General features: G+C 53.4%; 8 protein-coding genes and 1 pseudogene. 7 read left to right on the top strand and 2 right to left on the bottom strand.

Annotated features, from left to right (window positions below; translation table 11 throughout):
* Positions 1-76: 76 nt before the first annotated feature.
* Entirely contained in the window at positions 77-1,090 is a 1,014-nt protein-coding gene (locus D9N14_RS02635) for a putative solute-binding protein (RefSeq protein ID WP_290576566.1), read from the bottom strand.
* A 297-nt stretch (positions 1,091-1,387) separates the two neighbouring features.
* Between D9N14_RS02635 and D9N14_RS02630 the strand changes: the two genes are divergently transcribed.
* Positions 1,388-2,059: a GntR family transcriptional regulator gene (locus tag D9N14_RS02630; protein WP_290576563.1), complete on the top strand. Its 672-nt coding sequence runs from the start codon at positions 1,388-1,390 to the stop codon at positions 2,057-2,059.
* 60 nt (positions 2,060-2,119) lie between these two features.
* On the opposite strand, the gene cysZ is transcribed toward D9N14_RS02630, so the two are convergent.
* Positions 2,120-2,902, bottom strand: a complete 783-nt coding sequence (gene cysZ, locus D9N14_RS02625) for a sulfate transporter CysZ (protein ID WP_290576561.1) — start codon at positions 2,900-2,902, stop codon at positions 2,120-2,122.
* Positions 2,903-3,157: 255 nt separating this feature from the next.
* Between cysZ and smc the strand changes: the two genes are divergently transcribed.
* The 6 genes and pseudogenes from smc to D9N14_RS02595 all read left to right on the top strand — a co-directional run bounded on the left by smc (position 3,158) and on the right by D9N14_RS02595 (position 12,803).
* Entirely contained in the window at positions 3,158-6,661 is a 3,504-nt protein-coding gene (gene smc, locus D9N14_RS02620) for a chromosome segregation protein SMC (RefSeq protein WP_290576559.1), read from the top strand.
* Positions 6,662-6,788: 127 nt separating this feature from the next.
* The gene (gene zipA, locus D9N14_RS02615) at positions 6,789-7,814 is read left to right on the top strand and encodes a cell division protein ZipA (protein ID WP_290576557.1); all 1,026 of its coding nucleotides are present in this window, start codon (positions 6,789-6,791) and stop codon (positions 7,812-7,814) included.
* Between the two features lie 106 nt (positions 7,815-7,920).
* Positions 7,921-9,129: pseudogene (ligA, locus tag D9N14_RS02610) on the top strand (NAD-dependent DNA ligase LigA); the annotation flags it as partial.
* 75 nt (positions 9,130-9,204) lie between these two features.
* Positions 9,205-11,166, top strand: coding sequence for a helix-hairpin-helix domain-containing protein (locus tag D9N14_RS02605; RefSeq protein ID WP_290576553.1), 1,962 nt, complete (start codon positions 9,205-9,207; stop codon positions 11,164-11,166).
* Positions 11,167-11,484: 318 nt separating this feature from the next.
* Positions 11,485-11,697 carry a helix-turn-helix domain-containing protein gene (locus tag D9N14_RS02600; protein ID WP_290576551.1) on the top strand — a complete coding sequence of 71 codons (213 nt, stop codon included), beginning with the start codon at positions 11,485-11,487 and terminating at the stop codon, positions 11,695-11,697.
* Between the two features lie 65 nt (positions 11,698-11,762).
* Positions 11,763-12,803 carry a DNA cytosine methyltransferase gene (locus D9N14_RS02595; protein WP_290576549.1) on the top strand — a complete coding sequence of 347 codons (1,041 nt, stop codon included), beginning with the start codon at positions 11,763-11,765 and terminating at the stop codon, positions 12,801-12,803.
* Positions 12,804-12,807: the final 4 nt, after the last annotated feature.

The raw sequence follows: 12,807 nt of genomic DNA, 5'->3' as shown, positions 1-12,807 counted from the left end.
AAAAGCCCGGCTGCGCAGCCGGGCTTTTTTGTGGTTGGGCGCTGAAGCCCAGTTACCGTTACAAGGCGTCTCTGGGCTACAAGGCGTCTCTGGGCTTGGCGCATTCCGCCCGGGTGGGATCGAACTTGCAGCGTACCCGCCGTTGCAGCTTGATCATCTCCCCATCCCAGTAATCGGCTTTCACTGCTTCGATGCGCACGTCGTCCATCAATTTTTCGTAGTTGGACTTATCCGCTTCCGGAATCTCAACCCACCATTTGGGGTCGATGGCGGCAGCGGCGGATTCCACTTCCTTCATGACCCGCTCAAACTGGGCAAAATGGAATTCACGGGATTTCTGGCCGAAGCCTTCCGGGAATCGCTCATGCCAGATGATCAGTTGCCCGGAAATCTGGGCCAGGGGATAGTTAATGATGCCGCCATTGGGCTCCAGGCCCTTGTACAGTTCCAGTGGGTTGTAGGCGACGGCGGGGGCCGGCATCACATCCACGGCGCCGTTGTTGAACATACTGCCGGCGGTGGCTTCTGTAACGCTGATGGGGGTGCCGCCGATCAGCTCCACCATTTGTTGCTGGTAGACGTCATCACCGAGCACCGCGATCTTGCGGCCCACGGCTTTATCCAGGCTGTTGATGCTCTTGTCGCGAACAAACACATAGACTTCCCCGGCGGGAGCAATGCCGGCAATCTCAAACGGTCCGACCCGCATTTTGTCTGCCATCTGGGGCGAGGCCAGCAGTTGATACATAAGTTGCAGGTGGCGGCGTTCAGGCATTGCCCCAACGGCATACAGGGAGCCGGTGAACTTGACGAAGTTGCGAATGCGCAGTTCAGACAGGAAGGCCGCGTCGCATTGCTTGGAGCGGAACTGTTCCACAACAATTTTTTCGCTGGAGTTGACCACCAGTTCAAACTCCACCCCCCATTTGATGGCTTCCAGGTTGAACTCTTCAACGGCCTGGGCAATGGGCCCCCCGCGGCCAACGATATCCCACACGCACACAGTTCGTTTCACGTAATCAGCAGCCTGGGCCGGCAGTACCATCAAAGCCGCTGCCGCCACAATCAATGTTCTTATTTTCAACAACACAACGTATTCCCTCATCAATAAAACATCAAAAGCCATGTATATCACACATCTACAGGCCGTTAATTGGCAGGAAGAATGATGATATACGATTGTTTTTCATAGTTAATTAATAGCTAAGTAAAATACTTTGCAGTCATTGTATGATTGTAGGACAATTGGTGTGGGTGTCCGTACACATTCGGATTGCAGTAGAAAAACTTGACTGGGTTGGTGCCAATGGGGAAACTCCACGCTGACATGCCCCTGGGCATGCTCGAAGGACAAGATTCATACACTACAAGAAGTAGCCTCTCTAACATGAGCTTTAAAGCACCAGACAGTCTCTCTGAGCAGATTGCTCAGCACCTTGGCCAATTGATTATTACCGGCAAGCTGAAGCCCGGCGATCGTATTCAGGAACTTCGGGTCGCCAATGAGCTGAATGTGAGCCGTGGCTCCGTGCGGGAAGCCTACCTGATTCTGGCCCGTCGCTACCTGATCGATATCGTGCCCCGCAAGGGCGCCGTGGTGTCGGAGATGACGCCCAAGCATGTGCGTGACGTCTACGAGATGAATATTTTGCTGATCGGCCAGCTGTGCCGGCGCGCCACGCAGAATTGGAAGGAAGGCGAGCTGGAGCCTTTTCTGGAATTGCTGCAGTTGATGGAAGGCTATGTGGCCAGCGGCAAGGTCATGGAGTTCTACGACGCCACGTTCAATTTTGCCCGCATGGCCTACCAGTTCGTGGATAACCCTTACCTGGAAGACATGCTGGAAGACCTGCAACCGGCCGTGCGACGTACCTACTATTTCGCCATCAATCTCAATCAGGCGGAAATCGATACCTCGATGCTGTTCTTTCGTGAGCTGATGGCCTGCATTCTGTCCCGCGACGTGGATGGGGCAGAACGCAAGCTGATCCAGTTTGGTGAGCATCAGTGTGATACCGTGCTCAAGCGCCTGCAATCCAGCGAGGCCGCCTCCGCCTGAGGCAGCCTCCAAGCCCTTGGCAGCACCTTGGATTGGTAGCACCGTGCAAATGCCGGGGTGTTACCCGGCCAGTTGGGGCTGCACCTTCTTCACCCAGAACACCACCCCGCCGCAGACGGCAACCGGGATGATAAACAGGTTGACGATGGGCAGGGACGTCAACGCCATCACCACGGCACCAAACGCCATCACAGAAGCCCGATGCTGACGCATCAGTGCCAGCAGCTCCGGGAAGCTGCGGCCGTTGTTGTCTGCCGGCACGTCCAGGTACTGCATGGCCAGAATCCAGGAACCGAACAGGAACCACAGCACTGGCACTGCGGCGTTCACTCCGGGTATGAAATACAGGATCAGGGAGAGCACCCCCAGTCCGGCCGCCCGCACCAGCCAGTAGATCAGCTTGCGGAACTCGCGTCCCAGGGTGCGCAAGGCGATCTGGCCCAGGGTGTGTTGGGGGTAACTGGGAGTGTGCAGTTCGCGCTCGGCTTTCTCCCCCAGGATGCCGATGAAGGGCCCCACCACCAGGTGGGTAAACATGGTGAACGTGGACCCCATGATGAACAGCAGCCCAAGAATGATTACGGCGAAAATCAGCCATTTGAGGGCGCCCAGCAATTGATCGATGAAGGGTTCCAGCCAGTCCAGCCAACTCCACAGGTCCACGGCGGTGCTCCAGCCGGCGATCCATTCATAGGCGTAGCTGGTTACAAGATAACCGCTGATGGTAAACAGTAAAATGTTGGTGATGAGCGGCACCACCATATAAGGTCGCAAGCTGCGTCGCCTGGCCAATTCAAAGCCTTCTGAGACGCAATTCACCCCCTCCCGTAAATCCTGAATCATGCATCATGCTCCTGCTTGGTCAATGCGCGAAACCCTACCATATTCTGCTCCCGCCTGTCTTAACCGGGGCTGAACAGGCTCATTTAAGCTCCTATAAATATTCGGTATTTTTACCCGGTCGCCAGGGTGGTGCTGGCGCTAAAACCCGCTACAATAGGCGGTTTGTTATTAAGACCATATGTGGTGAAAACCCGTCGCTGGAACAGTATTTTTGTATAGCGGCTGGACAAATTCCAATAAGGATAACAACGTTTCATGCGCTTGAAATCGATCAAACTTGCCGGATTCAAATCGTTTGTGGACCCCACCACTGTGTCCTTCCCCAATAATTTGAGCGCGGTGGTGGGCCCCAATGGCTGTGGCAAGTCCAACGTGATCGATGCCGTCCGCTGGGTGATGGGCGAAAGCTCCGCCAAGCACCTGCGGGGCGAGTCCATGACCGATGTCATCTTCAACGGCTCCAATTCCCGCAAACCCACCACCCAGGCTTCCGTGGAGTTGGTGTTCGACAACAGTGACAACAGCGTGGTGGGTGAATACGCCAGCTACAACGAGATCGCCATCAAGCGTCAGGTGACCCGGGACGGCCAGTCCAACTACTTCCTGAATGGCACCAAATGCCGCCGCAAGGACATCACCGATATCTTCCTGGGCACCGGCCTCGGGCCCCGCAGCTACGCCATCATCGAACAGGGCATGATTTCCCGCCTGATTGAAGCCAAACCGGAAGAACTGCGGGTTTACATTGAAGAGGCGGCCGGGATCTCCAAATACAAGGAGCGGCGCAAGGAAACCGAACACCGCATGCGCCGAACCCGGGAGAACCTCGAGCGACTGGAAGATTTACGGGAAGAGCTGGGTCGTCAGCTGCAGCATCTGGAACGGCAGGCGGCCGCAGCGGAAAAATACAAGCAGTTCAAAGAAGAAGAGCGCCTGGTGCGGGCCCAATTGCAGGCCCTCAAGTGGAAATCCCTGAACGACCTGGTGCAGGGCAGTGAAACTAAAATCCGCGATCTGGAAGTAAAGCTGGAGGCCTGTATTGCCGACCAGCGCGCCATGGATGCCCAGATCGAGCAGCAGCGGGACCAGCACCATGAGCTCAGCGACACCCTGAATGAAGTGCAGGGCCGTTACTATGGGCTGGGGGCTGACATCGCCCGGGTGGAACAGACCATCCAGCATACCAAGGAGCGGGGCAATCAGCTGCGCACTGACCTGCAGCAAACCATCGAAGCCTGCAAGGCTGGCGAGGAGCAGATCCGCCAGGATGAAGCGCTGTTGGAAGAGGTCACCATTGAGCTCACCGAAGTTGAACCGCAATATGAATTGGTGAAAGAGGAATCCGATGCGGCCAACGAAAACCTGCACGAGGCGGAAGAGCGCATGCAGGAATGGCAGCAGCAATGGGACGACTTCAACCACAAAGCCAATGAGCCCCGCCAGCGGGCCCAGGTGGAACAAAGCCGTATCCAGCATCTGGAACAATCTGTGGAGCGCCTGCGGGATCGTATCGAACGTTTGAAAGGCGAGCAGGAGACCCTGTCCGCCGGTCCGTTGGAAGAAGAAGTCGCCATGCTGGAGGAACGCATGGGCGAAGCGGACATGAAGATCGAGGACATGCAGGCCAGCGTGCTCACGATTCAGGAAGAAATGAAAACCCGGCGCGAAGCCAACAACCAGGTAAACCAGGAACTGGACCACGCCAAGAGTGAGCTGCAGACCCTCAAGGGCCGGCATGCCTCCCTGGAAGCCCTGCAGCAGGCGGCGCTGGGGGAGTCCAATCTGGTGGAGTGGCTGGCCCAGAATCAACTGGACGACAAACCGCGTCTGGCGCAGCAGGTGACCGCGGCATCCGGCTGGGAGAAGGCCGTCGAGACGGTGCTGGGGGATTACCTGCAGGCGGTTTGCATCAACGGGCTGGACGCGGTGACTGCGGTGGTCAGCGGCCTGCAAAAGGGTGTGGTGTCGTTCCTGGATACCAGCAAACAGCCCGCGCTGCCGTCAAACCAGGCGCTTACGGCGCTGGCAGACAAAATTGAAGGCGAGACATCCGCCCGTGCCCTCACCGCGGGTGTCTATGTGGCTGATGACCTGGCCCAGGCGCTGCAGTTGCGGGGTCAGCTGAATGGCGGCGAATCCCTGATCACTCCGGACGGTATCTGGATTGGTCCCAACTGGATGCGGGTGGCACGGGATACGGCCCAGGAGGACAGCGTACTCAAGCGTCAGAAAGAGCTGGAAGAAACCACTTCCCGCCTGGAAGAGCTGGCGCTGAAGGTGGACACGCTCACCGAGATCCTCACCGACGGCCGGGAGTCCCTGCGCGAATTGGAAGAGCAGCGGGAGGAGGCCCAACGGGAGCTGACGGATTACAACCGCTCCATCTCCGACCTGAAGGCCCAGCTCAGTGCCAAGCAGGTGCGGCTGGAGCAGTTCAGCATGCGGCGTGAGCGCATCAGCAACGAACTGGAAGAATGCCGTGAGCAGCAGGCTCACGAACAGGAAAACCTGGGGGAGGCCCGCCTGGTTCTGCAGGAGGCCCTGGATGTCATGGCCCAGGATACGGATCAGCGGGAAGCCCTGCTCAAGCAGCGGGATGAACTGAAAAACCGCCTGGATCAGGTGAAGCAATCTGCCCGTGGCGGCAAAGACCGTGCGTACCAGCTGGCACTGCAGGTCCAACAGTTCAAGTCCAAACAGGAATCGGTTAAGCAGGGCCTGGAGCGCCTGCGCCAGCAGCTGGCCACCATGCAGGAGCGCCGTGCCAGCATCGAAGAGCAGCTTTCCCTCGGTGACGATCCCTTTGTGGAGCTGCAGGCGGAGCTGGAAGAAAAGCTGGAAGCGCGCCTCAAAGTGGAAGAGGAATTGGCGGCGGCCCGCCGTGCCCAGGAAGAATGTGAACACCTCTTGCGTGGCGCCGAGAAAAAACGTGGTGAGGCCGAGCAAGCGGCCCAGGGTGTGCGTTCCGAACTGGAGCGCCACCGTATGGACTGGCAGGGCATGCGGGTGCAGCGGGAAAACCTGCAGGCGCAGTTGGCGGAATCCCAGTATGACCTGGACACCGTGGTCAACGAATTGCCCCAGGAAGCCAATGAGGCGGACTGGACCCAGGAGCTGGAGCGGATTGGGGCGCGTATTTCCCGTTTGGGTGCCATCAACCTGGCGGCCATCGATGAATTCAAATCGCAATCTGAGCGCAAGAATTACCTGGATGCCCAGCACGATGACCTGATGCAGGCGCTGGAAACCCTGGAAAACGCGATTCGCAAGATCGACCGGGAAACCCGTACCCGCTTCAAGGAAACCTTCGACAAGGTGACCGCTGGCTTGTCCGAGCTGTTCCCCAAAGTCTTCGGTGGCGGTCACGCCTATCTGGAGCTGACCGGCGAAGACCTGCTGGATACCGGTGTGGCCATCATGGCGCGGCCACCGGGTAAAAAGAACAGTACCATCCACCTGCTGAGTGGTGGCGAGAAAGCGCTGACCGCCATTGCCCTGGTGTTTTCCATCTTCCAGCTGAACCCGGCACCCTTCTGTATGTTGGATGAAGTGGATGCTCCCCTGGATGACGCCAACGTCGGTCGCTATTCCCGCATGGTGGAGGAAATGTCCTCCAAAGTGCAGTTCATCTACATCACCCACAACAAGATAGCCATGGAGATGGCCCATCAATTGATGGGGGTCACCATGCATGAACCGGGGGTGTCCCGACTGGTCACGGTGGATGTGGAAGAGGCCGCCGCCATGGCTGTGGCTTAATTAACGAATATTTGACGTATTCGCTTTATTTTTATTGGATATGCTCTATGTTTCTGATAGATGTGAAAAAAGTGCGATCAGGGTGTGATCGAGCAGAAACCACAGAGAAGACGCGAGGATTCGACTGATGGAATTCGGCCTGAGAGAAGTCTTGATATTGGTAGGTCTGGTGGTTATCGCAGGGATTCTGGCAGACGGCTATCGCCGTATGCGCAAATCCAAACTTGGCGAGCTGGAACTGCCGTCGGAAATCGGCGGCAGCTGTGAAGAGGAATGGGAGTTGTACCGGGGCGAATTGCCCAATGGTGGCGCCCGCAAAATTCCCTTGAGCGTGCGTCGCTCCATCGGTGGAGCCGCCGGCGCCGAGGCGGGCGTGGAGGCCGGTGATTTCGGTTCCGCATTGGATGATGCCGAGGTGACCTTCAGTGAAGAGGAGGTGGTGGCAGAGCGCCGTGAACCCCGTCGCGCCAGTCAGCCGTCTGCTGCAGCGGCGCCCCGTGCACACGAACCTGCCGCGGCCACGTCCCCCGAACAACAGTATGTGGATGACCTGGTGACCCCGGAAGGTGATGCCCACACCCAGAGCGATCTGTTTTCAGATGACGACCTGCTGATTGCCTCCCGGGCGGAACAGCAGGCCAAGCTGGCGAAGAAAACCGGTGGGCGCGCTGTGGAAGCGAAACCGGCGGAAGTGGAAATCGATCCGGAGCTGCAGGAAGTGCTGGTGATCAATGTGATGGCCAAGCAGGGTGAGCTGGCCGGCAACGATTTGCTGCGGGTGATGTTGTCCTGCGGGTTCCGTTTTGGTGACATGAACATCTTTCACCGTTATGAACAGCACAGTGGCAAAGGCGGTTTGCTGTTCAGTGCTGCCAATGTGGTGGAACCCGGGGTGTTCGATGTGGATCGAATGGATGAGTTCAGCACACCCGGAATCTGCATGTTCATGAAACTGCCGGGCCCCAAGCGCCCCATCCATGCCTTCGAAATCATGATGGATTCCGCCCGTAAAATTGCCAACCTCTTGGATGCGGAAGTGAAAGACGAACACCACAACGTAATGCGCCAGCAAACGGCGGAACATTATCGCCAGCGGGTGTTGGATTTCGAGCGTCGTTTCCTGTCCTACAAGGCCAGCCAGAAGCAACACTGAGCCGGTCGCATCTCCTCCAATCAGGCGTCGTGATGGCGGCGCCTGAAGTGTATAATTCCAGCGCATATCCTCTTGCTATTCAGAATCAATCCAGCTGGTATTTTTCATGTCATCAGTCGAACAACAAATCGAGCAGCTCCGCGAACAATTGCGCGAGCACAATTACAAGTACTACGTTTTGGATGAACCTTCGATCCCCGATGTGGAGTACGATCGTTTGTTCCAGCAACTGAAGAAGCTGGAAACCGAACATCCGCAATGGATCACGCCCGATTCCCCCACCCAGCGGGTGGGGGCGAAACCCCTGGCTGCCTTTCAGCAGGTACAGCACCGGATACCCATGTTGTCGCTCGACAATGTGTTCAACGAAGAGGAGCTGGTCGCCTTCGACCGTCGGCTGCGCGAACGCCTGAACCTGGAAGAAGACATAGAATACGTGTGCGAACCCAAGCTGGATGGCCTCGCCGTAAGCCTGCTCTATGAGCAGGGGGTACTGGTGCAGGCGGCCACCCGGGGAGATGGCCAGGTGGGCGAGGACATCACCCAGAACATCCGCACCATCGATTCCATTCCCCTGCGGCTGTGGGGCCGTGATTTTCCACCGGTGCTGGAGGTGCGGGGTGAGGTTTTCATGCCCAAGGCAGGCTTTCAGCAACTGAATGCGAACGCCCTGGAGCAAGGGGAAAAGACCTTTGCCAACCCCCGTAATGCAGCGGCCGGCAGTCTGCGCCAACTGGATTCCAGTATCACCGCCCAGCGGCCTCTGGATATGTACTGCTACAGTGTCGGCTATGTGGAGGGGGAGCTGTCCACCACCCACTTTGCCAATCTGATGTTGCTGAAACGCTGGGGGATTCGGGTCAACCCCGAAATCCAGTTAGCGATTGGCGCCCAGGCCTTACAAGCCTATCACGATCATATTCTGCAGCAGCGTGAGGCACTGGATTACGAAATTGACGGCATCGTCTACAAGGTCAACGACCTCAAGCTGCAGCGCGAACTGGGGTTTGTCTCCCGGGCGCCCCGCTGGGCCACGGCGCACAAGTTTCCCGCCCAGGAAGAATTGACCAGGCTGCTGGATGTGGAATTTCAGGTAGGCCGTACCGGGGCCATCACGCCGGTGGCGCGTTTGGAGCCAGTGTTTGTGGGTGGGGTGACCGTGAGCAATGCCACTCTGCACAATATGGATGAAGTGGCGCGTATGGACGTCCGCAAGGGCGATACGGTCATCGTCCATCGGGCCGGGGATGTGGGTGTCACCATGGCGAAAAATGTTTCAAATAGGAATGTGCAGCAAGCTCAAATTATACGGCTATGAGCATTACCTGCCGCTTTTATAATAAGTTAAAGATTAAGTGTACGACAAGATTTTTTAGGTGCGTGTTTGACAATGGATATTAAGCTAACCAACTCCCAAATGGCCGCAATTAAGCAGGCAGGCATTGAGATTGATAGAACCAAAGCGCAAAAGCTATTGAGTGATGATAAAGGGGTTTGGGCTTTTTCTCCCGAAGACCTGACATTGATACTGCAAATCGCTAATGCAACATACAGAGCCGGTGTTCCCGTAATGTCTGACGTTAAATATGACTCGATATACGTTAGAGAGCTTGAGACGCAAGATCCTGATAGTGATTTTTTGGAATCTGTAGAGCCAGAGCCTGTTATTGAATCTAAGACTGTTGCTCTGCCAGTTAGAATGCTTTCGACAGAAAAAGCTTATTCATTCAAAGAAATAGAGAGATGGGTAAGTCGTCTGATAAAGGCTGCTAACGAAATTGATCTCGATTTGGCTGAATTATATATCAGGGTTACTCCTAAACTAGACGGATATGCAGCTTTCGATGATGGAGAAAAGCTCTACACTCGCGGCGATGGATTCAGGGGGCAAGATATTTCGAGAGCCTTTAAAAGAGGGTTGAAGATCGCTAAAGGCGGAAAGCGAGGATCTGGTGCTGGAGAAATTGTAATTAAAAAGAGCTATTTTGAAGAAAAGTTAAGTGGCTATTTTGAGAATGCTCGAAATATACAAGCGTCTATTATTTCCGAAAAAAAAGTGGATGAACGAATTCAAGAGGCAATAGAAGATGAGGCATGTGTTTTCTATCCATTCGAGCTGTTAGAAAATTGGGTTGGTCATTACGAAGAGTTTTTAGAGAAATTTGATGAAATTCTGAAGCAAATCTGGAATTCGGTGGATTACGAAGTTGATGGAATAATAGCAGAGGCAACAAATGACTCATTGAAAGACTATATGGGGGCGACAAGAAAGAATCATCGGTGGCAGATTGCCTATAAAATTAATGCTGAAATCGCTGAGGTAACAGTTAAAGAGGTGGTTCCTCAAACATCAAGGACTGGTAAGTTGACACCGGTTGCACTTTTGGAACCAACGAAACTTAGTGGAGCTACTATTAGTCGGGCAACTGTACACCACTATGGAATGGTGAAATCTAAAGGTGTTGGTAAAGGCGCTGTGGTGGAGTTGGTGAGAAGTGGGTTGGTTATCCCCAAAATAGAAAGCGTCCTTATAAAGACAGAACCAGATATACCTAGCAACTGTCCAAGCTGTCATTCTCACGTGGTTTGGGATGGGGATAATTTATTCTGTCCGAATACAACAGACTGTCCCGCACAGGCAGAGAATACGATGATTCATTTCTTTAAAACGCTAAGAAATGTAGATGGATTTGGTCCAAAGGTCGTAGAAAAGATCTACCAGTCGGGAGTTAAGTCCATCCACGATATTTACGGTTTGGATGTTAGTAAATTCGTGGAAATGGGGTTCGGAGAAAAAACATCAGAAAATCTTGTCGAGCAACTTATGGCAAGTAGAAATCTGGAAATAGATGATTGGAGGTTTTTAGCGGCCTTCGGTGTCCCAAGGTTGGGTGAAGGGAATTGTGAAAAGTTGCTGGAGCATCACAACATCACTGAAATATTCAATTTAACTGTAGATGATATGGTGGGAATAGATGGGTTTGCAGAATTAAGTGCGACGACCATCTTTGAAGGTTTGAAGAGTATAGAAAAGGAATTTCACTCAGTTTATGGGTTGGGGTTTAACCTTAAGGCTACGAAAAGTTCCGATTCAAAGTCGAGTCTCCCCCTAGATGGTGAATTAATTGTGTTTACAGGATCCATGGAACATGGAAAACGTCAAGACATGGAGGCTGAGGCTAAAAGACTTGGTGCGAAGATAGGTAAGTCGGTGACTAGTAAAACGACATTGTTGGTAACAGGTAAAAGTGTTGGTGAAAAGAAGATTTCTGATGCAACTGATAAGGGGGTAAGAGTTTTAAGTGAAAGCGAGTATCTTTCAATGTTAAAAGTCAGCGATACGCTTAGTTAGCGGTACGGAATGAGGTGCTTTCGGGTTTAGGAGGCGCCTCCAGATGGTCTGTGAGGGTGTTCAATCCTGTGTCTGTACCTACAGCAGTTCTGAGTAGACGCTACTGTTGTTCTATTGCTGCCGTTGCCAAAGAGCACCGAAATTACTTCTTGGTTCCTACTTCCTTCTGCTAATCAATTCTGAGTCCTCTCTAACTCAGTCCCACTCATGCCAAGTCCTTTCTAATCGGGCAAAATCTGTTTCAAAATACATGGTCATGTGCCAAAATCACTATCTTGAGAAAAATCTATAAACACGATTTGCATGGGCACCTGAATTATGAGCGACAGATGGCTTTCTGTTGAAGAGATAGGTGAATACCTTGGCGTGAGCAAGGATACGATCTACGCGTGGCGGAACAAGAAAGGGATGCCAGCGCATCGTATTGGTCGCTTTTGGAAGTTCAAGGCGGCGGAGGTAGATGAGTGGGTTCGCTCAGGTCAGGCAGCTGAGGCTGATGACAATGAACCTAAGGATGCTCATGAAAGCTGATTTTACTGCTGAACTACAAACATGCATGTCTATAACGATATTTTGAGTATGGAGAGTACCTATCCATGACGATTTCATGTGTCGATTTATTTTGTGGTGCGGGTGGCTTGACTCATGGCTTTGTAAAGGAAGGGTTACCCGTCGTTGCAGGAATAGATTTGGATGCTGCCTGCCGCTATCCATATGAAAAGAATAATAACTCCGTTTTCTTGGAGCGGGATGTTTCTGAACTTGAGCCCGAAGAGATCGAGGCGCTGTTTGGTGAAGCGGAAATACGAGTCCTGGCGGGTTGCGCGCCCTGCCAGCCGTTCTCAACTTATTCACAGAGATATGAACTAGATAGAAACGATCGCTGGGGGCTTCTTTACGAATTTGCAAGATTGGCGGAAGGGACTCTACCAGAAGTCATTACGATGGAAAACGTACCTAGTGTACAAAAGCATGAAGTCTTTCATGACTTCGTTTCTGATCTCAAGAAGCTTGATTATCACGTTTGGTATAGCGTCGTCGATAGCACTCATTATGGTGTCCCTCAGACTCGAAAAAGGTTGGTCTTACTCGCTTCGCAGTACGGCCCTATCAAGATGATCGAAAAGACGCATGAAAAGCCGAGGACTGTTAAACAAGTAATCGGTCGACTAAAACCAATAGCAGCTGGTGAGAGCTCTGAGCGAGACAAACTCCATGTTTCTGCAACATTGAGTGAAATTAATCTAAAACGAATACGAGCATCGAAACCGGGTGGTACGTGGCGAGACTGGCCTAAGAAACTGGTAGCTGACTGCCACAAAGAGGGTTCGGGTAAAACATATCCCAGTGTCTATGGCCGAATGGAATGGGATAAGCCAGCCCCGACCATGACCACTCAATGCTACGGTTATGGAAACGGGCGGTTTGGTCATCCAGAACAAGATCGTGCCATTTCGTTACGTGAGGCGGCAGTAATTCAAGGTTTCCCCAGAACGTACAAATTTGTAGAAAGAGGTAAGCCTGTAGAGTTCACCAAGATGGGGAGGATGATCGGTAACGCAGTTCCCGTAGGGCTAGGCCAAGCCATCGCTAAAAGTATTAAGGCTCACCTGGAAGAATACGAATTGATTTGTTAGCTGG

Source organism: Ketobacter sp. (genome assembly GCF_003671495.1).
Lineage (GTDB): Bacteria > Pseudomonadota > Gammaproteobacteria > Pseudomonadales > Ketobacteraceae > Ketobacter.
The sequence above is the reverse complement of the archived record's forward strand: the minus strand, read 5'-3'. Positions and strand labels throughout refer to the sequence as shown.